This window comes from Candidatus Accumulibacter sp. ACC005, assembly GCF_907163215.1.
GTDB lineage: Bacteria > Pseudomonadota > Gammaproteobacteria > Burkholderiales > Rhodocyclaceae > Accumulibacter > Accumulibacter regalis.
Genome location: NZ_CAJQUB010000018.1, coordinates 38,055 through 63,813, shown reverse-complemented (window position 1 = coordinate 63,813; position 25,759 = coordinate 38,055). Strand labels below are relative to the sequence as shown.

Sequence of the window (25,759 nt, the reverse complement as noted above, 5' to 3'; positions counted from 1 at the left end):
CCTCGACGATCCGTCCGGCGCTGCGCCACTGGCAGTCGATGCCAGCCGCCAGCGCAGCGCGAGCCTGATCTGGCCGAGCGGCAACAGCGCCGCCGGACGCTTCTCGCTGCGTGTCGTCGCCACGGCCAATCAGGGCGGCGGCGGCGAGGATGTCCGGCGCGTCGGAGAGGGCGAACTGATCCACCTCGTCGGCTCCGATCTGGAAATCCGCAACCTGCGCGCCGACAACCCCGACCTTCAGGCCGGCGGCATGACAAGCATCCGCTGGGAGGACTGGAACACCGGCCAGAGCTCGACCGCCAGTGCATTCGCCGAGCGCATCGTGGTCACCAACCTCGACAGCTCACAGATACTGCTCGACAGCAGCATCGTCTACGATCCGCTCGCCGCCACGGCCGGCCAGACCAACGGTGCGATCGCCCCCGGCGAGTATCGCCAGCGAAGTTTCAGCTTCCGTCTTCCCGACGGATCGCGCGCGGCAGGCACTCTCGAAGTTCGCGTCAGCGTCGACCAGGATCGCAGCGGTCTCGGTGTGCTTTTCGAAACCAATGCCGCAGCGCCGCTGGACGACGCCGAAGGCAACAACAGCGCCAGCGTGCAGCTGCTCGCGGCGCGCACCGCCTACGCCGACCTGCAGGTCGAGTCCTTCGCGGCGCCGGCAACGGGAATCGCCGGCGAACGGATCAGCGTCGACTGGCAGGTGGTCAACCACGGCACAGTCGACCTCGATGGCGCCTGGAACGACCAGCTCGTCATCAGCCGCGACAGCGTCATCGGCAATGGCGACGACATCGTCGTCGGCAGCCTCCGGCACAGCGGTGGCCTGGGCAGCGGCGAGAGCTACCTGGCCAGCGCGACGATGACCTTGCCTTTCATCGCCCAGGGGCCAGTTTTCCTCGCCCTGCGCAGCGACGCCGGCGAGGAGATCCTGGAACCCGATACGCGCGCCGACAACAGCGCCAGCGTGGCGTTCCAGCTGCACCTCCCGGCCGCCGACCTGAGCCTGGTCGAGCTCACGGCGCCCGCCCTGGCCGTCAGCGGCGGAAGCGCCGACATCCGCTGGAGCGTACGCAACGACGGCAACGCGAGCAGCGACCTGGCGCTGTGGCACGATCGCGTGCTGCTCTCGTCCGACACCCAGATCGACGCCAGCGACATCGTCGTGGCGACCGTTGCCCATGCCGGCACGCTGGCGCCCGGCGAGAGCTATCTCGGCGAGGTCGCCGTGACGCTGCCGCGCGTAGCCAGTGGCGGCTACTTCGTCATCGTCGTCAGCGATGCCGACGCTCGCCTGGCCGAACGCAACCGCAGCAACAACCGCGATTCGGCAGCCTTGCACGTCCAGCCCGCGCCGTCCGCCGACCTGAGCGTGCGCGTCGTCGACGCACCGGCCGACGCGCGCAGCGGCGAAGGTCTGTCGATCGCCTGGGAGGTCGTCAACCTCGGCAACGCGACGACCAACGGCGGACAGTGGAACGACCGCATCGTCCTCTCGACCGACGCCCGCGTGAGCAGCGACGACATCGTCGCCGGCTCGCTGGTGCACAGCGGCGCGCTCGCAGCAGGCCAGGGCTATCGCGGCCAGGCGACGCTGAACCTGCCGCGCGACCTCGAAGGCGATTACTTCGTTATCGTCGAAAGCAACGCCGACGGCAGTGTCAACGAGGGCGGGCGGAGCAGCAACAACACGGCCGCCAGCGCCGCCGCCGTGCGCATCAGCCTGACGCCGACGCCCGATCTGACAATCAGCGACGTCCTGGGACCGAGCGCCCTGCGCCCGGGAGACGTGGCCAGCGTCAGCTACACGCTGAGCAACGTCGGTGCGGCGCCGACCAGCGGCGCCTGGCGCGATCGCATCTTCGTCGAAGACAGCAGCGGCGCGCTGCGCGAAATGGCCAGCGTCCTCAACACGGGCGTCCTGGCTGCCGGCAGCCGTGCCGCGCGCAGCGCCAGCTTCACGCTGCCGGCGTCGCTGCCCGATGGCCAATGGCGCTGGCTGGTGAAGGCCGACAGCGACGACAGCGTCTACGAGCGCGGCGGCGAGAACAACAACCTGGCGCGCGCCGACGACACGCTGCGCGTCGCCCGCGTCGATCTCGCGGTCAGCCTTCTCGACGCCGCGACGCAGGTCGCGTCGGGTACGCCGCTGCACGTCGAATGGCGGGTGCGCAACGATGGCGGCGTCGCCCTCGGCAGCTGGACCGACCAGCTCTTCCTCGCCGCGGCGGATGCCTCGGCCCCGCTCCACAGACTCGCCGAGATCGTCCATCTCGGCCCGCTGGAGACCGGCGCAAGCTACGACATGGCAGTCGATGTCGTCGTGCCGCTCGATTTTTCCGGCGCCCACGACCTGATCGTCATCAGCGACGCGGGCGACGCCATCGGCGACGGCGAGCGCAGCAACAACCGCACGCACGCGCCGCTGCGTGTCGAGCTTTCACCGTACGCCGATCTGGCGGTGAGCGAAGTCAGCGCGCCGCAGACGCTGATCGCCGACCCGGCGACCCTGAGCGTGGCGTGGACGGTCAGCAACCGGGGCACCGGCGCCGGCGGCACGAGCAGCTGGAACGACCGCATCGTGCTTTCCGGCGACGACGTCCTGGGCAACGCCGACGACCTGCTCATCGGCGAATACCGCCACGACGGCGCGCTGGCCGCGGGCGAGTCGTACACGCGCAGCGAAAGCATTCAACTCGCCGCGCGCAGCAGCGGCCGCTTCCGCCTCTTCGTCGTCAGCGACGCGCACGACGAAGTCTTCGAGAACCACGTCGAGGCGAACAATGTCGCCCTGCTCGCGCACCCGGTCGACGTCATGCCGGTCGCCTACGCCGACCTGCAGGTCGTTTCGCTCGCCACCGCCGGCCTCGCGGCCAGCGGGCGGTCGCTGACGCTGAGCTGGGAGGTGGTGAACAACGGCATCGGAAGCACCGACAGCGCCGAATGGTCGGATCAGGTCTGGCTCAGCCGCAACGCCGACGGCCGCGATCTCGTCGCGCAGTTGGGCCAGGCCCGTCACTTCGGCCAGCTCGCCGTCGGCGCGCGCTACGCGCGCAGCGTCGAGGTCAGGCTTCCCGAAGGCATCAGCGGCACACACTACCTCAACGTGCGTACCGGCGGCCCCTTCGAATTCGTCTTCACCGACAACAACAGCGGCCGTTCGCCCGCGCTGGCGGTCGAACTGTCGCGCTCGCCCGACCTGCGCGTCGACAGCGTCGTCGGCCCGGCGAGCGCCCAGGAAGGCGCGCTGATCGACGTCTCATGGAACGTCGTCAACCAGGGCGACGCCGACGCCAATGGCGTGTGGATCGACAGCGTCTGGCTGCTGCCGGCCAGCGCCACGGGCCAGTCTGGCGCTGTGGACGGCATGGCCGGCGCGATCGCGCTCGGAAGCTTCAGCCACGACGGCACGCTGGCCGCCGGAACGCGCTATACGCGCAGCGAGCAGCTGCGCCTGCCGACGCGGATCGAAGGTCTCTACCGGCTCGAGGTGCGCACCAACGCCAGGCTCGGTGAAAGCGGCGAGCAGATCTACGAACACGGCGCAGCAGGCCGGAACAACGCCCTGCTCGCCGCCGAAACGACCGCCGTGGGGCGCAACGCGCGCGCCGACCTGCGCGTCGCCAGCGTCATCGTTCCCGAACATGTCAGCGCCGGAACGACGACCGCCATCCGCTTCACGATCAGCAACCTCGGTGCGGCGCCGGCCAACGGCCGCTGGAGCGACAAGGTCTATCTGTCCGACGACGGCACGCTCAGCGGCGACGACCGCCTGCTCGGCGAAGTGGCCAACGCCGGGGCGCTGGCGCCCGGCGAAAGCTACAGCAGCGAAGCCGCACTGCTCGACATCCCGATCCGCCTGCGCGGCGACGCCTATCTGATCGTCGTCGCCGACGGCAACTTCCGGATCGACGAATATCCGAACGACAGCAACAACGCCTACGCCACACGCTTCACGGTCGACGCCGTGCCCTTTGGCGACCTGGTCACCAGCGACGTCGTCGCCCCGAGCCAGGCGGTGCACGGCGCCGGCATCGAAGTCCGCTACCAGGTCAGCAACCTTGGCAGCGCGACGACGCGCGGCGAATCGGCGGCGCTCGACAGCTGGACCGACAGCGTCTGGCTGGCACGTGACAAACGCCGCCCCGGCGCCCACAAGGGCGACATCCTGCTTGGCTCGTTCAGCCACGTCGGACATCTCGGCGTCGGCGAGAGCTACCTTGGCGATGTCCGCGTCACCATCCCCGACGCACTGCCTTCCGGCGAATACTTCCTGAGCGTGTGGAGCGACACCTACGACGTCATTCTCGAAGACACGCTGGCCACCCACATCAACGCCGACGACCCGACACAGGTCGACAACAACAACTACCACGCGCGACCGATCAGCGTGCTGGGAAGCGCGCCGCCGGATCTGCGCGTCAGCGAGGTCGTCGCGCCGCCAGCGGTGACCGTCGGCGAAAGCTATCGCTTCAGCTACAGCGTCGACAACCGCGGCGACGCCTTCAGCGGCAGCTGGACCGATTCGGTCTACCTGGCCGACAACGCCGACTGGAACGCGGCAAGCGAGGTCTGGCACCTCGCCGATATTGGCCAGACGAGAAGCCTGGGCTTCGGCGAACGCTACAGCGTCAGCCAGACGCTGCAGCTGGCACCGTGGATAAATGGGCGCTTCCTGATCGTGCGTACCGACAGCGGCAGCCACATCGCCGAGGCGGACGAAAGCAACAACGCCCGCGCCAGCGCTTCGCAACTCGACGCCTCGGCCGCAGACCTGCGCGTCAGCGACGTGCGCGCGCTGCCTGACAGTGCGGACGACGCAAGCGATGCCCTCCACCTCTCGGGCGAAGAAACGACCGTGACGTGGACCGTCACCAACGCCGGTGCGGCGGTATGGTCGGGAACGCGCAGCTGGGCGGACACCCTCTACCTCAGCCGCGACCCGTCGTTCATCGCCGAACGGGCGATCGCGCTGGGCAGCGTCGTGCACGCCAACGTTGGCGGTCTCGCCGCCGGCGCCAGCTATACCGGGACGGCAAGACTGCGCCTGCCGGCCGGTGCCGACGGGCAGTATTACCTCTACGTGATCACCGACGCCGAAAGCGACCTTGCCAACCCGGGCATGCGCAGGGCGCGAGCGGAGTTGTCGGCGGGAGGCTCACTCGCCGGCAGCATGGCCTGGTATTCCGGAGTGAACGGTAAGCCGGGCAGCGTCTTCGAGGGCCGGCGCAACGACAACAATGTCGGCCGCGGCACCCTCGCCATCGCCTATCGCGAGCCCGATCTGCAGATCGACGACATCGTCATTGGGCGGGCCGAAGGAGAAGGCGAAATCCTCTCCGGACAAGCGCTGACGATCAGCTGGACGGTGAGCAATCGCGGCAGCCGCGAAACGCGCCGCAGCAGCTGGGTCGACGGCGTCTACCTGTCGCGCGATGCTTCGCTCGATTACGGCGACCTCGCCCTGCAGACCTACGCCGTGCAGCTGCAGGGCAACGGCCTGGCGCCGACCCTGCGTCCTGGCGAATCCTATCGCGCGTCGATCACCACCACGCTGCCGGAATCGATCAACGGCGACTTCTACCTGCTGGTCAACACCGACACGGCGATTTTCGCCAACCCATACTCGACGGAAACGAGCAGCATCCGCGATGACCTGCTGCCGCTGGGTCGCTTCGGCGACCCGGGCGGAACGATTCGCGAATTCGCTGACGAAGGCAACAACCTCGCGTCGACAACGCTGTCGATCACCCTGGCCACGCCACCCGACCTGCAGCTCGCCGAGGTGGTCGCTGCGCAGACGGTCATCGCCGGTCAGGACTTCAACGTCGGCTACCGGGTCGTCAATGTCGGCGGCGACACGCCCGCCGACCAGGGCCGCTGGTACGACCTCATTTACCTCTCCCGCGACCGCTTCCTGGACATCGACGAGGACCACTATCTCGGCTACGTCGAGCATTCCGGTGGCCTCGCCGCCGGCGGCAGCTACGCTGCCAACCTGGTCGTGAGCGCGCCACAGCAGATGCACGGCCCCTGGTACGTCTTCGTGATCAGCGACCCGGCGCGCGCCTGGGGCGGTGGCGAGTTCGGCCGGCTGCGCGAGTTCGGCGGCGAGCGGAACAACGCCCTGGCAGCCGCGCAGCCACTGCTGATCGAAATCCCGCCGCCGGCCGACCTGGTCGTCACCCAGGTCGTCGTGCCCGCCAGCGCCAGCGTCGGCGACACGCTGCGCATCGACTTCAGCGTCGCCAACCAGTCGAGCAACCCGGCCTGGGGGCGGTGGACCGACGCCGTTTACCTTTCCGCCGACAACCAATGGGACCTCGGCGACCTCCTGCTCGGCAAGGTCGACCACGTCAGCGACCCGGCCGGCCTGGCGGCCAACGGCAGCTATGACGGCACGCTGACCGCCACGCTGCCGCCGCTCAAGGAAGGCAACTGGCGGCTGATCGTCCGCCCGGACCTGTACAACGAAGTGTTCGAAGGCGCGATCAGCGGCCCCGGCACCGGCGCAGAGGGGATGAACCTGCCACCCGGCGAGGCCAACAACCGCAGCGCTTCGGGCAGCAGCGTGCAGGTCGGCGTCCCGCGAATGCAGGTCGGCACGCCACTGCAGACGACGCTCTCGCCGGGGCAGGAACGCCTCTACAAGGTCGCCGTCGCGGCCGGTGAAACGCTGCGCGTGAGCCTCACCGCCAGCGCCGACGACGGCCACAACGAGCTCTATCTGCGCTACGGCGACGTGCCCAGCGGCTACGCCTTCGACGCCGCCTACGACCGGCCGCTGGCCAGCGACCAGGAGGTCTGGCTGCCGAGCACGCAGGCGGGCGACTACTATCTCCTGCTGCGATCGCGGCAAGCTGCGGCCAACGCGCCGGTGACGCTGCGCGCCGACCTGCTGCCGCTGTCGATCACCCGCATCAGCCCCGATCAGGGCGGCAGCGGCGACCCGGGCGACAACGCGCACCGCTGGCTGAGCATCGACATCGAAGGCGCGCACTTCAAGCCCGGCGCACTGGTCAAGCTGACCCGGCCGGGGGTGCATGAACTTGAACCCGAACGCTGGCAGGTGCTCGACGCGACGCGCATCCGGGCGGTCTTCGATCTGCGCGGCGTGCCGCTCGGTCTCTACGACCTGAGCGTCATCAATCCCGACGGCCAACGGGTCGTCGAAGCGCAGCGCTTCCTGGTCGAGCGCGGCATCGAAGCCGACGTGACCATCGGCATCGGCGGCCCGCGCACGCTGACTCCTGGCGACAACGGCCGCTACAGCGTCGCCCTGCAGAGCCTGGCCAACGTCGACACGCCTTACGTGCGCTTCGACCTCGGCGTTCCCGAAATGGGCTACAGCGACGAGGTACTCAGCGGCATCGCGCTGCCCTACCTGGTCGTCGGCAGCAACATCGGTGGCCGCCCGGACGGCGTCAGCGTGGACGCCGCCGGGAACACGCAGAGCTACGGCCCGACGCCGAGCAGCGGCACGACACGCCCGGACATTCCCTGGGCCAGCCTCGACGGCACGCTCAATACCGGCGGCGTCAATCTGCTGCCCGGCTACGTGGTCGACCTGGCAGCCGGCGGCTACGTCGGCATGAGCTTCAACGTCCAGACCTGGCCGGGCCTCGCCGAATGGATTGCCTACGACTTCGACGGCTTGCGCGACAAGCTCTACGCGCTGCACCCGCAGTGGAAGGAACAGGGACTGCTCGACGGCGGCGTGCAGGACCTCGACCGCATTGCCGAGGGACTGGCGAGGAAGTTCGTGTCGACGGTTGCCGACGAACACCTGCTCAAGATCGAAAGGCTGGCGCTGCCGTTTCGCTTCGACGTCAGCGGCGCGGCAACGCCGCTGACGCGCGACGAATTCGTCGCCGAACAGGTCGCCCACGCGAGCAGGCTGCGCGCCGCGATCCTCGCCGACGAGCGCGCACCGGCCAGCCTGGCAACGCTCGCTGCCGACCCCGGGCAGTGGGTCGCCGGCTGGCTCGGCGCACTCGAAGCCGGCGGACTGTTGCGGCCGGTCGACGAAGCGCCGCCGATCCGTTCCCACCCCAAGGTGGTCAGCCTGAACAGCACGCTCGCCAGCGGCATCCTGCTGGCCCGCGGCGGCGACGCCTATCGCACGCAGGGCGACCTGCTCGGTTTTTTTGCGACGGTTCAGAAATGGTATGGCGACAGCGCCGCTTTCGCCGGCGATCCGCAGGCGACGACCGCACCGGTCGACTACCGCGAGGTCCGCCAGTCGCTCGCCGGCTTCGTCGAAATCCCCGTCCCCGTTTCGGCCGAGCGTGCCGACTACGACCGGCAGGCGGCGCAGAAAACGCACTTCATCAACTTCAACGTCTTTGCCGGCGGCCTCGGCGAGCTCGAGTACCTGCGCCATGTCGGCGTTCTCGACGCCGATTTCAGGCCTGTCCCCGGCCAGGCGCTCGACCTCACGCACTATCTGCAGCAGGCGGCCAGCGAGTCGGCAGCCGCTGCCGCCCTGCTCCGCGTGCGCGGGCCGCAGGCGCTGCTCGGCGACGACGGCCAGGCCTGGGTCCCGGCGGCGACAGCGCTGCCGTACGCCGTCGACTTCAGGATGCCGGGTAACGCGCCGGCCGGGCAACTGCGCCTGGTGATGGCACTCGACGCCAGCCTCGACGCGCGTTCCTTCCGCCTCGGCGATCTCAAGCTCGGCGACATCAACGTGCACCTGCCGGCCGGCAGGGCGAGCTTCCAGGGCGACTTCGACTTCAGCGGCAGCAAGGGCTTCGTGCTGCGCGTCAGCGCCGGCATCGACGTCACGACGCGCATCGCCACCTGGCTGCTGCAGGCCATCGACCCGCAAACCGGCGAAGTCCTGCACGACGCGACGCGCGGCCTGCTCGCCCGGGCTGCCGGCGAAGCGGGCGTCGGCGCTGCGCAGCGTGCCTCGCTGAGCTACACGGTCAGCGCCGGCGACGGCGCAGTTTCCGGCGCCGACATCGTTGCCGGCGCGCGGATGTTCATCGACCAGGCACCGCCCATCGACAGCGAGCGCAGCGTCGTCAAGCTCGATGCCGACGCGCCGCGAACGACGCTGACGGTGAGCGCCCTCGGCGCTAACGCCGACGGCGCCCCAAGCTTCGATGTCCGCTGGCAGACCGACGACACGCCGCCTGCTGCGGGCAGTGCTGGCGGCACGGGTAGTGGCGTCAAGTCGGTCAGCGTCTATGTCGCCGAAGACGGCGGCGATTTTCGCATCTGGCAACGTCAGGTCGACCCGGCAACCGGCCAGGCGATCTTCACCGGCAGCGCCGGCAAGCGCTATGAGTTCCTTGCCGCCGCCACCGACCGCGCCGGCAACCGCGAGGCCGCGTCGCTGGCCAACGCCGTTCTGCCCGACGACGGCGCACGGCAGGAGATCCTCGACGCCATCGGCAGCAACGAGTCGCTGTCGGCAACTGCCGAGCTGCCACTGGCCACGGCCGAGCGCAGCTACGCGGCGAACGCCCTGTTCGCCGAGACGTCACGCTTGCTGCCCGGCCACGTCGCCGACAGCCAGGGCAGCGATCTGCGTTCGGTACTCGCGCCGTTCAGCGTGCGCGGCCTGGCCAGCGGCTACGCCGCCAGCGACGCCGACATCGGCGCGCAGGCGCTGGTCGAGCTGCCCGATCACAGTTTCCTGGCCAGCGCCGGCAGCGAGCGCAACCAGGTTTTCCACCTCGACAGCAATGGCGGCCCGGCCACGAATGCGGCCACCGCCTCGGCGCAGCTCCTCAACGCGCGCCTGACACCGCTGTTCACGCTCGCCGAGCCTATCCTCGACATGGCCGTCGATCGCTTCGGCCAGCTCTGGCTGACGACCGGCGCCGAACTGCTGCAGGTCGACGTGGACAGCGGCCAGGTCATCGAACGCCATCGCGGACCGGGCGGCGAGCCGTTGACCCATGCGCTGGCCATCGACCCGGGCAGCGGCTGGATCTACGTTTCTTCGGGCGGCGGAATCGAGATCTTCGACCCCGCCGAAAGCGACCGCGCCCGCGCCTGGCGGCACTTCAGCAATCAGCGCGTCGGCGACCTGGCCTTTGCCGCCGACGGCCGCCTGTGGGGCGTCAAGTGGAGCGGCAGCGAGGTCGCCGGGGCACGACTGCAGGCGACCAGCGAGATCGTCAGCTTCCCGCTCGGCGGCCGCTCCGTCGGACGCGCCGAACTCGAATATCGTCTCTCCGGCATCGTCGACAGCATCGCTTTCGGCGCCGCCGGGAGCAGCCTCGACGGACTCCTCTTCGCTTCGAGCAACCTTCGCCAGCGCAACGTCGGCGCGGGTGCGACGGGCACGCCGCAGCAGTCGCCGGTGTGGATGGTCGAACTCGCCAGCCGGCAAGCGCTGCAGGTGGCCGGCGGTGGCAGCCGCGGCGAAAGCATCGTCGCCACTGGCGACGGGCGCATCCTGGTCGCCCAAACGACGCGCATCGACGAAATCTCCCTGCAGCGCGCCCCACTCGTCGAGGCGATCACCGTCCCTGACGGCGCGCTCGTGCCGCTGCCGCTGAACGAGATCGGCGTCGTCTTCGACCAGGCGATGTGGCTCGGCACCCTGGCTGACGGCAGCGCTGGCCATGACCCGCGCAGCGTCCTCGACCCCGGCAACTTCGTGCTCACCGCGCTCGCCAGCGAGGGGGCCACGGCGGGCACTGCCAATGCGCGCAGCGAGCCGCAAGCGGTGCGCTGGGACGGCGCAAGCCGCACTGCCTGGCTGGCGATCGGTGGCCTCGCCGCCGGCGACTTCCGGATCGACATTGCTGCCAGCCTGCAGAGCGCCGCCGGGACGCCGCTGCAGAGCGGCTTTTCGAGCCGCTTCACCACCCTTGCCGACATGAGCAGCCGGCTGCAGCTCGGTTTCAGCAACACCCGCGCCAGCCGTGCCAGCGGTGAGGTCAGCTACGATGTCAGCGTCACCAATATCGGCAGCGACGAAATCCGCGGCCCCCTGCTCCTGCTCCTCGACGCCGGCCGCTACTTTGCCGGCACCATCGCCGACGCCGAGCCGGCCAGCGATGGTCAATCCGGCCACGCCGACCTCTGGACCATCGACCTCGGCGCCGCGCTGCAGGCGCTTGGCGGCCGCCTCGCGGTCGGCGCAACGATTGCCGGCCAGACCGTTCGCGTCACGCCGGGCAGCGAAACGGTGCCGCGCGCCGGCCTGAGCGAGCTGCTCAAGGCCAACCTCGGGCACGGCGTCTTCGCTCTCCCGCAGGACAACCGGCCACCGACCCTTTCGCTCGCCGGTCTGGTCGACAGCGATCTCCTGCCGCCGGCGCGCGTCGGCGAGGCATGGAGCGCGAGCATCGAAGCGATCGAAGCGATTGAATTCGACGGAACGCGCTTCTGGTGGCAGCTGGTCGACGCGCCGGCCGGCGTCACGCTGACGCCAGCGGCCGAAATCGACCTGTCCGGCGAAGCCGCGCACGCGACCGCCACGCTTGACTGGACGCCACTCGCCAGCGCCGACGCCAGTACGCGCGTCGTGGTGCGTGTCGACGACAGTCGCGGCGGCGTCGCCCTGCGCGAGTTCCGCCTGGCGGTGATCGGCGGCAACCGCGCGCCGGTGATCGAGGGCATTGACGACGTCACCCTCGGCGAAGGTGAAACGCTGTCGCTGCCCCTGCTCGCCACCGACGCCGACGGCGACCGCCTGACGCTGGCGCTGCGCAACCTGCCACACGGCGCCGTCTTCGACGCGGCCAGTGCTGTCCTGAGCTGGACGCCGGACCACGATCAGGCCGGCGTCTGGGAGGCGGTCACGGTCCTCGCCAGCGACGGCAAGAGCACCGCCAGCCGCACATTCACGATCACCGTCGAACAGGCTCGCGCGCAACCGGTCCTGGCCGCCGTCGCCGCGCAAACCCTGCGCGAGGGCGAGGCCTGGGCGCTGCAGCTTGCCGCCGGCGTACCGGGAATGCTGCCCGGTCGCGCACAAGCCGACGGCACGACGCTCAGCGTCGAGTACGGCGCGCGCTGGCTGCCAGGCGGCGCGACGCTCGATGCGCAGACCGGCTGGCTGGCCTGGACGCCGGGCTTCGACCAGCACGGCACTTACCGCGTGCCGGTCAGCGTCATCGCCACCTGGACGGCGCCCTCGGGGCAAACGAGTCGCAGCGTGCTCGACCGCGATGTCGTCCTGAACGTCGCCAACGCCAACGGCGCGCCAATCTTCGCCGCCGGCGAAACCTGGCGCGTCCTCGAAGGCCAGCCGCTACGCATCAGTGTCTTCGCCTTCGACCCCGACAACCCGGCCTTCACGCCAGCTGTGCGCATGCGTCCGGGCAGTGCAGCGATCGGCCCGGAAACGAGCGCGCCGAGCGTCAGCTACCAGCTCAGCGGCCTGCCGGAAGGCGCCTTTTTCGACCCCGACACCCTGGAAATCGTGTGGACGCCGGGCTACACCCAGGCCGGCAGCTACAGCGTCGTCGTCACCGCGACCGACGACGGCGACGGTATGGGAACACCCGCACTGAGCCAGCTGGTCGTGCCGATCGTCGTCGGCAACGCCAACCGCGCACCACAGATGGGCGACCTGGGCAATGCCTTCGTCGACGCCGGCGGCGTGCTCGAAATCCCGTTCAGCGTCGGCGACGTCGACGGCAATCCGATCGCCATCACGATCAGCGGCCTGCCGCGTTTCGCAAGCTACACGCAGTTGCCGCCGGCGACTGGCGAGCAGGCGCCTGGCCAGGGATTTGGCCAACTGCGCGGCAGCATCCGCTTTGCCCCCGGTGCCGGCGACCGCGGCGACTACACGGTCACCATTACCGCCAGCGACGACGGTGACGGCAACGCCACGCAGGCGCTCAGCACAACGCGCGCCTTCGTCGTCAGCGTTCGCAGCGTCAGCGAAGCGCCGCTGATCGCCGCGCCACGCCAGGTCGTCGCGCTGGTCGGCCAGCCGTTGTCGGTGGCCATCGTCGCCAGCGACCTCGACCAGGACCCGCTGAGCTGGTCGAGCAACGGCCTGCCACTCGGCGCCGAGCTGATTCCGGCCAGCCAGTACGGACACGCGACGCTGCGCTGGACACCGACCGCCGACGATCTTGGCAGCCGCGACGTCGAGCTGATCGTTACCGACAGCGGGCTGCCACCGCAGAACGGCGGCTTCGGCACCCCCGAACAGCCGCTGCCGAACGTGAGCCGGCACACGCTGCGCATCGTCGTTCGTTCGCAAAACGCCGCACCCGAGCTGCTCGGCGTGCGGGTCAACGGGCAGACCCTCGCCGACGATCGCGTCGCTGCCGGCAACGCCGGCGGCTCGGTGAACACCGGCCCGCTGCGCATCGACGCTCGTGAGGGGCAGCCACTGGCCCTCGAAGTGTTCGCGCAGGACAGCGACGCCGACGCGCTGCACTGGCGCGTCGCCGGCATGCCGCGCGGCATGGGTTTCAGCGCCGACGGCGGTCGCGCGGCGTTTGACTGGACTCCCGATCTCTTCGCGGCACAGGACGGCAGCGACCCGGATGGCGGCGCGTTGCGCGCCGGCCACTGGCGCTTCAGCGTCACCGCCAGCGACGGCATGGCCAGCTTCAGCCGCGACATCGAGATCGTCGTCGCCAACACCAACCAGGCACCGCGCATCGTGCCGATAGCGCTGCAGCTGATCGACGAAGGCGAGACGCTGGCCTTCACCGTCGTCGCCTCCGATGCCGATCGCGACGCCGTGCAACTGAGCCTGGTGCATGACCAGGAAACGCCGGCCGGGGTCTCGTTCAACGCCAGCAGTGGCCGTTTCGAATGGACGCCGGGGGATGTCGTCGACAACAGCAGCGCCGACAGCCGCTCGTACAGCGTCACTTTTCGCGCCAACGACGGCCGCGCTGCCGACAACTCACTGACCACACAGAGCGTGCAGCTACGCGTTTTCGACGTCAATCGGCGACCGCAGATCAGCGCCAGCAATCACGCCGTCGTGATCGGCGACACGCTGAGCATCCCGGTCGTCTTCGCCGCTGCAAGCAACGGGATTTCGCTCGGCGACCCCGACGGCCCGGCTCAAACCGCGGCGCTGGCGATCAGCTTCAGCGGCCTTCCCGAAGGTGCCCGCTACGACGCGGACAGTCGGCGCCTCGTCTGGACACCGGGCGCCGGGCAGATCGGCGACTTCACGGTCAGCGCCACGGTCAACGACGGCCAGGCGCGCAACGGCACGGCAACGGCGGTGTTCACCCTGCGGGTGATCGCCGAAGCGGCAGCCAACGCGCCGAAGATCGTCGTCTCGACCACGCCGAGCGCGCCGGCGCTGCCGGGGCAAACGATCCTGGCCAGCGTGCGCGCCGACGCCTGGAGTGGCGTCGCGCAACTCGCAGTGACCGTGCGTGGCTCGGCAATCGACGCGGAAAGCGGCGTCGGGAGGTGGCAGAGTGTTGCGCTCGACAGCGCCGGGCGCGTCCGGCTCAGCGCCAGCCAGCCAGGCCTGATCGAAATGCGCGTCCTGGCCACAGACTGCGACGGCTTCAGCGCCACCCACACCGAGACCCTGCGCGTCAGGGACCCGGCCGACACCGCGGCGCCGCTACTGGCGTGGAGCGGCACGCTTGCCGGCGCCAGCGCGAGCAGCCAGCCGCACGAAGTGCGGGCCAGCACGACCCTCACCGCCCGCATCGCGGAAAGCCAACTGATGGGCTGGCAACTGCAGATCGCCGCAGCCGGCAGCAATCGCTGGCAAACGCTGGCCGAGGCCGAAACGCCGGCGATCAGCGTCGCGCAAACGCTGGCCCTGGCGACGCTCGATCCCCAGCAGCTCGACAACGGCATCTACCAGCTGCGCCTCACCGCCTGGGACCTCGCTGGGCGCAGCAGCGAGATCGACGCCACGCTGATCATCGACAGCGCCGACAAGACGTTCGCCAGCCACAGCCAGACCGACGCCGCGCTGACCCTTGCCGGCCACACGCTGGCCCTCGCCCGCCACTGGCAGCCGACGAATAGCGGCGCGCCGGCCGACAACCGCGGCGACTTTGGCAACTGGACGCTGCCGCTGCTCGCCAGTCGGCTGAGCAGCGACCAGCCGGCAATGCTGGCCAACGGGGCAAGCGCCGCGTGGGCGCTGGGCGCGCGCGTCTGGCTGAGCATCCCGGCCGACCTTGCCGACGCCAGCGCTGGCCTGACCCAGCTCTCGTTCGTTCTCGGCGTGCAAGGCGAACGCCTGGGCAGCGAAGCCGGCGCAGCGCAGGTCTGGCGGCCGTCGTTCAGCGGCGACCGCGGCTGGACACTGCAGGCGCACGCCGACGAGGCGCGCAGCGGCGCTGACCGTCTCCAGCGCCAGGGTGATCGACTCTACGCGCAGGACAGCGGCCTGCCCTGGGTGCCCGGCGCCTACACGCTGACCGCCCCGGACGGCACGCGCTACACACTCGACGCGCAAGGGACGATCAACGGCATCGCCTTCGCCGACGGCCAATCCTGGCTCGTTTCGGACGCCGGCATCGCGGCGGTGAACGGCGATTTCGCCGAGCGCGTGGATTTCCAGCGCGACAGCGCCGGGCACATCGTGCGCCTTACGGCTCCTGACGGCGCCGGTGGCACCACCGCCATCGCCTACCGCTACGACAGCGCCGGCCGGCTGATCCTCGTCCGCCGCCTCGACGACGGCGATCCGGGGACGCCGATCGCCTACGCCGCTGGCGGGCAAGTGCTCACCGACCCCCTCACCGCCTACCTCGGCGCCGCCGTGCGCTGGGGCAGCAGCGACACCAACGCCTGGGCCGGCGAGCTGAACGCCGATACGGGCATCAACCTCGCCTTCAGTGTGCGCGAGAGTGAAATCGAATCGACGATACATGCGCCCGGGGCTCAGGGCGCCGTGATCCTGGCGCTCGAAACGATGCTCCCCGCCGACGCCCGGCTCGAAGTCGTCGGCGCCCAGACCATTGGCAGCACCACGGTGAACGGCACGCACACCCGCCTGTTGCGCGTCAGCGAGGCCGGCGTCAAGCTGATTCGCATCAGCGGCAACGGCGCAGCGCAACTGCGCATCAGCGTCGCCGGCGACCTCGACCGCGACGGCCGCATCGACGCCGCCGACAGCCAGGCCTGGGAGCAAGCCGCTGCCGCACAGGACCGTGTGGCGGACATCAACGGCGACGGCCGGATGGACAGCGCCGACCGCCAGGTCCTCTACGCCAATTACGGTTTCAGGGCCAATCGCGCGCCGACGGCAGCGAACACGGCAAACGGTGCTTCCGCAGTACTCAACACGCACACCGATCTGGCCACGCGCGGCGCGCTGAGCAAGTTCGCCGAGGACCTCGAAGGCGACACGCTGTTCTGGCGCGTTCTCGGCAGCAGCCACGGCAGCGGCCGAATAGAAGCCGACGGCCAGACGCTGAGCTTCACCCCGGAAGCCGGCTACAGCGGTGCAGCGACGCTGACGCTGCAGGCCGATGACGGTTTCGCCGCCGGCGCTCCGCTCGAGCTGACGATCGACGTCAGTGGCGCAAGCTTGCTGCGCCTGCATCTCGCGCAGTTGCCGGCGCTGGCCAGTGGCCAGTTTGCCCGCCTGCAGGCAAGCGCCGACTTCGCGGACGAGCAGTCCGTCGCCATCACCGACGCCGCCTATCTCACGCTCGGCAGCGCCGATCTGACGGAGCTCGGTGGCCGCTTGCCGAACCCGCTGCAGGTCGACGACACGCACGACATTGTCCGGGCGACCGGCGTCGGCCCGGCGCTGCTCATGATTCAGCGCGTAGACAACGATGGACGCCTGGTCCAGGCCGCCGCGGCGATCAACGTTCGCGCTGCGGCGCTGCCCTTCGACCGCGAAGCCGGCGCAGAGGAGAACGAAAGTGCCAGCGGCTACGGCGGCGACGAAAGCCTGTCCATCGAGCCGGACGTCTACCCGGGCACGCTCACCCTGATGCCGGGCGACACGCGGCAATTGAAGGTACGCCTGCCCGACCCCTACAGCGATCAGCCGATCGACATCCACACCGCGAGCCAGACGAACTTCTCCGGCGCACCGGAAACGCTGGAACGCTACCTCGACCCGGAGAGCGGCGAAAGCTTCGACATCGTCATCCCGGCCACCCCGCCGGTGTACAGCGGCACGCGCTACGTCGTTTCCGACGCGAGCATCGCCAGCCTCGGCGAAGACGGGCTGATCACCGCCCTGCGACCCGGCGAAGTCAGCGTCGCCATCGTTCACCTGGCCAGCGTCGTCGATCGCTACGGCGGCGTCAGCGACCAGGTCATCGGCCAGAGCACTATCCGCCTGCGTGTGCAGGCCGCCGCACTGACCGACGATGACCCGAACACCGCCGCCCCGGCCGGCATCACCATCGCCGCCGACCAGGGTGGCGTGGTGCAGGCGGCGACCGGCGAGACGGTGATGATCGGAGCGGGAGCCCTGCGCGACGATGCGCTGGTCTCGATACGGCGCATCGCCGTGGCCGAATTGCTCGCCGAAACGGGAATGTCTGCGCCGGCACCGGAGGTCCTGCAAACCCTCGCGGCGTTCCGCCTCGATCTCGGCGAACAGGCAAGCAGCGTCCCGGTGCAACTGGCGATCCCGCTGCAGGCCGAGGTCGGGGTCGAAGCCGGCGACGAAGTCCTGTTTCTGCGCCGCGGCACCGCCCCCGACGTCAACGGCATCCTGCAGGACAAATGGTGGCTCCTGGACAACGGCTTCGTCGGCACCGACGCGCAGGGCCGGCTCGTCGCCCGCACCGCCAGCCCACCGTACGGCGGCGTCAGCGCTTCCGGCGATCTCGTTGTCGTGAAGACCCGCAGCAACCATGAGACCGGTGCGCTGACAGTGCGCGGCAACGGCGTCAACGTCTTTGCCCTGACGACGAATTCGCTGGCGATTTCGCTGGCTGGCAACCTGGCGAACGGCGGCTTGACGGGTGCCGGCGCAGCGACGAACCTGATCGGCATGTTCGCCGGAACGTCGGAAATCTACGCCATCAACCTGGACTTCGGCGGCGTCTACCAGGTCGTCCCGGTGCAGAGAAGCCTCGACAACGGCGAACTCACGCTGACCATCGCGACACCCGGAGAAAGCGGATCGGGCACCCGGGACACGGGCACTTCGCCACGCATCACCGACGTCAAAATGCTCGCTGCCGGGAAGCTGCAGCTGACCGTCGAAGACCTCCAGCCGGCGGCAGTCCCCGGAATGGCGGCGCAAGCCAGCGCCCTGCGAGTGTGGATCTCCCCGGACGAGCCCAAGGTCGATCCGTACGGCAAAGCGAGTTCCGCCGTCTGGCGAAACGACAGTCAGGAAATGCGCGACGGCATGCGCCTGTGGCAGAAGGTGGTCGACCTCGCAGCGGTCGCACCCGGCGCTGCGCGCATGACCGTGGACATCGACCTTCCGCCGCAGCTGGCACTGGGACTCCATGTGATCACCGTGCAGCGCATGCTGCAAAGCGTCGACCCGGCCAATCCCGGCGCGACACGCTGGCTGGCCAACGGCGAGGCGGGCCACGTCGCCCTCGCAGGACAGACCGACTTCAGCGTCGTCACCCTCGCCAACCGGATGCAGATTTTCAGGAATGGCGAGATCGTCAAGGAGATCCCCTATCTGGACGCCAACGGCGACCCGACCGTCGGTGGCGGCAGCAAGACCGACCAGATCGCCTTCAGCCTCGACAACCGCCTCGCCTTCGTCGCCGGTGCGCACGGCACCATCCATGTCATCGATACGGCGACCATGAGCGCAACAATAAGCTTCAGCGTCGGAACGGCCAATGTCAGCAGCCTGGCCGTTTCCGGGCAGTGGCTCTATGTCGCCGAGGGCGGCCCCTACGACCCGGCTGGCAATTACCGTCTCCTGCGCGTCAATATCGACGAAACCGCCAGCGACTTCCTGGCCATCCGGCAAGTCGAGCTGCCCGCGGCAGTGAGCGGCCAGAACGCGCCGTACGGCTATATCGACATGGCGCTGACGCACGGCGCCCACAGCTACCTGGCGCTCACTGCCAGCAAGCAGAGCATCGACGTGGCCATGGCGCGTAGCCAGCCGGACAGCGGCAACGTCTTCATCCTGGACCTGGATCAACTGCAGGAACGAAGCGGCCGCCTCGCCGCCACCGGCGCCGGCGCCTTCGTGCAGGTCGATTTCCCGACCCGCGAAGGAAAGGGGCCGCAGTACATTGCGTCCGCGGGCATCAAGGGCAATACGCTGCGACTGCTGCTCAGCGACGCACTTGACGACAACGCGGGCCTGGCCACGATCACCGTCGAGTTGAGCAATTCGGGAAGACTTCAGGGAACGCCGGTCTTCAGGCAAATCCCGATGTCCGGCGCCCTGCCCGGCATGAGCCGCCTCGACGGCAACTACCAGCTGAATATCCAGCGTGCGCAATCGCCAGCGGTGATCGTTGCGCGCAACGGCAACGAATACGCGCTCGTCGCCGACTACTTCTTCGACTTCGTCGATCCGCTGTACGCGCTGGATGACCCTCAGACCGGTGCCCGGCAGGCAGGCGGCAAGATCGGTATCGTCAAGAATCCCTTCGCTGCGGCGCCGGAATATCTCGGCGCGACCTCGCCGATCATCGACGCCAACTTTTCACGCCTGCAAGTCACCGACGGCGGCAGGACGTTGTGGGCGGACATCCGTTACTGGCCGACCATTGGCGAAGCACCGCCAGCGAGCGGCCTCCTGGTCTGGGACCTGGACGCGCTCATCGCCGCCGCGGAAAGAAATTCGCTCGCCAGGCAGGCGTCGCCACGACCCCTGCCGATCGATCGCCAGCGAATCGATGGCGTGACGACCCAGGTCGTCACGCCCAGCAAGCTGAACCTCGCCGACAGCCCGCAACTGACTTCCGGCTGGATCCACGGAATGGCGACCAGCCAACTACTGCAACCCGACGCGGTGGACTTCACGGCGCCGGTCGATGGCGGCTCGTTCCTCCGGACGACCATCGACCCTGACGCGGGCGGAAAAGTCCCTGAAATCAACTACGGCGACGTCGCCCGCATAGACCTCTTCAAGCTTATCCGTGACGAATACGCAAGCACGCTGGCGGATCTGAACGACGCGGACTTCAACATCAACTGGGAAAACATCGAGGTCGGCGGCGCCGCGCAGTTGGTCAGGGACGGCCAGGGCTTCCTGCTCACCGCCGAACGCGAGGATGGATTCACGTCGGCGCAGGCAGCGACCAGTGCGACCTACTCCGGACTGCAAGCGGTCAGCACCGACCTGGGCAAGAAGACGCTCCGCGACAGCGGCATCGTCTTCCTCGCGCCGAAAATCGATGTCGATCGCCTGCGCCAGGGCAAGACGCTGCCTGCCGCCGACATCACCCTCTCCCTCAAGGGCTACGACAGGAACGATCCGGAAAAGCGCCTGCTCCTGAAACTGCGCGTAGTGGATTACACGCGAGCGGCGGAAACCGTTTTCTTCGGCGATCGGCCGCTGAACAATCCGGGGTACCACCCCTTCGCCGGCGCAGCCGGCCTCAGTGCGCGCCCCGGCGCCGAGAACGACCTTCTCGACGTGTGGCGGGTGGAGCAACGATTGAAGTACCTGGGCTTTGGCCTCTCCGCAATGAATACGGGAGAAATCACCGTCAACGGCACAATCGACGACGCCGAGCACATCGCCTTGCGGCAGTTTGACCAGATCATCGATGGAAAGACCGCCTACGCCACCACCCTTACGGAGCAAATCACGGTAGGGGGACGAGCCAGCACGCGCACCACCCCGCTGCCGCCCGTCACGCTTTCCGAGCGTGACGTCGCCTGGCTGAACGCCTACAACGCACCGCACTGGCTCGATTTCTTTCCGTCCGGAAGTCAGCAGCTCGTGGGCTGGGAAGACATGACCGACAAGACGAACCCCACTGCAGCGATGGGCACGAGCTGGATCTATGACCTCATGCTTTCGGCGCAAGATGCAGCGACTGCGCAGGGCAGGCCTTATGCGCTGTGGTTCAACGGCACCGGCTCCTTGGGCACGATGCTCAACCTGGGGATCAATGAGCGATACGTGTCACTTCCAAACCAGACGGCGATCGACGGAGACGAGTGGCTGTTCGGCCTGCGATCAGATAACGGGGGAATAACAGCAGCTTTGAATACCGGAACATGGAACTATACAAATGCGCTCGCCTTGTCGGAACTTCTTCAAAACCCCAATCGACGCCGCGGCGTCACTGACCCGGAAAACCCTTTGATAAATGGACGAGGGATCAACAATCAGATGGAAGCCTTGCGTGACTTCCTGGCTGTATACGCTTCCGTCCGCACAGACGAGGTAAGCGGCAATGGATCGCTCGACGAGCAGGTGCAGCGGGTTCGTTCGGGAAGCACGCCTGAAGAGCAGCTGACCATTCATCGAGCATTGTTTGGCGACGGAACATCGGCCGGAGGAATCATCAACAATGGCAAGCTGCTATTAGGTGGTCTTGGCGACCACGGTGGAGGTATTGGTTCACAACTGACTGCCGAGTCGCTGGCGGCAATCATGGACTCAAGCAGTGAACGAATGGCCGAATGGGTGACTCCTATTAATGAAGCACTGAGGACCTTTGAAATCAACACCCCAAAGAGGCTTGCCGCATTTTTGGCAAATACCTACCATGAAACTGGTAGGCTGGAATGGATGTATGAGAGCGGCTGGAACTCCGAAGCTGCAACGGCAGCGTACTTTGATCAGCAGTACGCCAACCGCAATGGAAACATGCCAAACACACATGACGGCTCCGCCTTTAGGGGGCGCGGACTTCTCCATATTACTGGTCGAAACAACTACACAGTTGCGACAAATGGAGGAACGATTGCTTCACTTCAACTAACCCGCGGCCCCGATAGAAGCTACAGGCCCTTCCTGCAGCGCCAAGTGCCTAGCTTGAACACTCTTCTCGGGACTAATTATGACTTGATCGCCGACTACGCCTTGGTGTCGTCGAATCGGCAATTGGCGGCCCAAGTTGGCGCGTGGTATTGGAGATATGGGTCAATTTGGAACGACCTAAATGAACGCATTGACAACACTTCGCAAGGTGACCAGCAGAACTTTAGAGAGGTTCATTCAGGAATTCAAGGAAATCCAACACAATTTCAAAGAAACCAAAGACAGGAAACATGGAACAATATCAATCGGCTAGTATACGACCAAAACGCCTACGGTAACATGGAGTTAGCGCTCAAAGCCATGGGCATCACGATCGAAAAAGCTCAGACTTACAACAGGAAGTTTGGCTTAGTTCTAAATACACGAACTCTGCAAATGATTGATCCGAGCGCCCAGAACATGCGGAGCGAGCCTAAATCCGCATTTACGGCCGCCTCAAAAACGGATTTGCACGAGTTTCCGAGAGGATCGAAGCCCAACATCTACAGCTTTCCGGGAGAACCAAAGATGTTAATTTCAGACATGCCGAGCATGGTTGATTATGGTATTGATATGACACCTCAGTCCGTCATTGAAATTGCAGACAACACCGCCACCGGGAGACCAGAGTTGATTTATGGAACCATGGGTGTTTGTGTCGTATCACCCACTCTTGAACGGATGGCAAAGGGCGGCGACTCACCTTTTTCAGATGGACTTGACATTCACCCAAGAGATAGTGCTGGACAGATATTTCCAGACGCCAGATTCGACGGCACCCTGCAAGCAGACATCGAGGCAGCAGCGGTTAACATAATTCAACAACCACGGCACGGCACGATTTCAACAAGAAACGTATTTCAGTTTAAATACGCACCAGAAAATGGCTACATCGGTGACGACCAAGTAGTTTTTCTAGTTAATATTGGAGAAAAAAATATTAAAGTAATCTATTTCATAGAGGTTATCGACATTTCAATTAAACCCGGGGCTGACTATGATAAATATCAGAAAATATACAGAAAACACTGCGAACAAGGCGAATGGCGCATACTTAACCACCTGCCGAAAGAGTACCCTCTAGAAAGTCACCTCATCGGATTAACCACTAATGCCGCGCAACGCGCGCCCCTTTTAAGTTTTGGCGATATTCCCCATGCAGTGATCGGGCAAACCACGGGCCAAAGCCAAGGTTCAACCATCACCCTCTCCCCCACCGCCGCCGGCTACGGCTGGTTCGTCGACCTCACGCCCTCCGACAACGCCGAGTTCCTGCCCACAAGCAACCCGTTCGAGTTGATCGCCAGACCGGGCTCCGACGCCGAGGGCAGGATGGATCTGCTCACCGTTCTGCGCCATGAATACGGCCACGCGGCGGGACTCGAGCACAGCGGCGACAGCCACGACCTGATGGCGTCAACACTTCTGCCCGGCGTGCGTCGCCTGCCCACGTCCAGCGAACTCGCCGCGCTGCACGGTCTGCTCGCCGGCACCAACTCGGCACCGTTGCCGTACGATCCTTCCACCCCTCCCGGCGCACCGCTGCCGCTGAGCCGTAGCGTCGGATCGCTGCGGCTCAGGCGGCTGCGCCCAGCCGAAACAAACGACCCGGCCGGCGACACGCTCAGCGCTGCGATCGCACAGTTCAGCATTGCCGCCAACCCCACCCTGCTTGACGCCGGCTTCATCGACGGCTCTGCCTGGTCCACCAGCGGCGAAGTCGTCTTCACGCAGGGTGCTGCGACGCTCAGGGAAGCTGCCTCGTCGCAGACCCGCCTCAACCAGGCCTTTGTCGTCGGCGCCAACGACCGTACGCTGTCCTTCACCCTGGCCGACATCGCCCTGGACGACGTCGACGCCGCGCCCGACGACGCCTTCGAAGTGGCGCTCATCGACGCCAGCACCGGGCAATCGCTGATGGGTGGCAGCGGCCTTGCGAACAGTGACGCGATCTTCAACCTGCAAGCGGATGGGAGCGAGCACAGGGCCGCCGGCGTCACGACCTTGCACAACGCCGACGGCGGCGTGTCGGTCGTCGTCGACCTGACCGGCATCGCCCCGGGTACGGTCGTCAACCTGAGCTTCGACCTGATCGGCTTTGGGCGCGGTGCCGCCGCGGTCAGCAGCCAGGTCACGGTCCGCGACCTGCGGCTCGGTGGCGGGCAAGCGCTTGCAGCGCGGGACGACGAGGCAACCACCGCCGAGGACACGCCACTACGCATCGCCGTCCTGGACAACGATTCAGGCGTGCAGTCTGGCGACGAGATCGGCAGCGAGACGAGCGGCATCGTTCCCGTGCTCGTCGACGGCCCGCTACATGGCAAGGTGGCCGTCAATGGCGACGGCAGCTTCACCTACAGCCCGCAAGCCGACTGGAACGGCACCGATCGCTTCGCCTATCGCCTGCTCGGCAAGGAGGTCGAATCGAATATCGCCACCGTCCGCGTGATCGTCACCCCGGTCAACGACGCGCCGACGCTGAGCGCCGGGGGCCTGCAGGCGACCTACGCCGACGAGGATTTCACGCTCGAACTGAGGAGCAGCGATCCGGATGACGACCGCATCAATGGCTGGCAAATCGATTGGGGCGACGGCCAGATCGTCGACATCGACGGCAATCCCGGCCAAGTCAGCCACCGCTACAGCGGTGTACTCGGCGAAGTGCTCATTCGTGCCACGGCCGTAGACGATGATGGCCGCTATGCGCTCGATCCGCTGGCCGTGACGATTCTGCCGCCGCCCTTGCAAGTCACTTCGTTCAGCTACGACCATGGCGGCTTTACCGTGCGTTTCAACGACGTCTTCGAGGCCGGCAGGATCAATCTCTACGACTCAGCGCTCACCGGTCTCGGCGCGGCGGACATCGTTCTCATCGGCAGTGCCGGCGTGGTCAACGGGTCGCTGGTCGTCGACGCGGATTACCGGGGCTTGCGCTACCTGGTCGGCGGCAACGGCCTGCTCGCCGACACCTACCGCCTGACGCTGAGGAGTGGGCCGCAGGCGTTTCACAGCGCATGGAGTGACCTCGACGGCAACGGTGACGGCGACATCGTTCCCGGCGACGATTTTCGCACCTCGTTCACGCTCGACGCCGTGCCGGCAACGCAGCTGGCGCTGCCCGACTTCATGCGCGGGCCCGGCCAGGCGGTCAACGTGCCGGCCGCCGGCCAGCATCTGCCGCTGACCTTGCTCAGCCCGGGCGAGGTGCGGCAGCTGAGCTTCGTCATCCGTTTCGATCCCGCGCTGCTTGAAATCAGCGCTGCGCTCCCCGGCTCCGGCCTGCCTGCCGATGCCGTGCTGAAGATCGACCGCCCGCTTCGCGGTGAACTTCGGGTAAATATCGAGACCGCAACCGCCATCGCCGCCGGCACGGTCACGCTGCTCGACCTCGTCGCCAGCGTTCCGGCGACGGCACCGTACGGCACGCAGCAGGTACTCGATATCCAGCAGGTGTCGATCAACGCGCAGTCGCTCTCCGGCGCCGACCGCGACGGGCTGCAGAGTGTCGGCTATGTCGGCGACACCAACGGCAACGGCACCTGGGAAAAAGCCGATCTGGCGCTGATTTCGCGGCTTGCCTTGCAAGCGGACAACGGTTTTGCCGCCTGGTCGCGAATCGATCCTCTGCTCGTCGCCGACGTCGATTCCGACCACCGAATCACGTCAGCGGATGTGTCCACGATCGGGCAGACCTTGCACGACCTGCAATGGCCCCAGGGAGCGAAGGCGCCGACGGGGCTGTCCTTGACCTTTGCCGAGCCGCAGGCGTGGCCAGGGCAGCCGCAGATCGACTTCGGCGCCCCCTTCGCCGGCTTCACCTTCGGCAGCGACGACCCGCGCTACCGGCGCGACAACTGGAAGCTGTCCTTCGTCACCCAACTGGCAGGCAAGACCGTCAATCCAAACAGCCGTTTGCAGGTGACGCTGGACTCCTCGCCGCAAGCCACCCGGTCGGCCTGA

1 protein-coding gene (running past one end of the window) is annotated in these 25,759 nt (G+C 67.2%); it reads left to right on the top strand.

The window, feature by feature from the left end:
* Positions 1-25,759, top strand: partial view of a CARDB domain-containing protein gene (locus tag QZ613_RS20465; protein ID WP_291983797.1) — the 3' portion only. 10,532 nt of this gene lie to the left of the window's left edge; 25,759 of the gene's 36,291 nt are visible here — the last part of the coding sequence; its start codon lies beyond the left edge, outside the window; it ends in the stop codon at positions 25,757-25,759.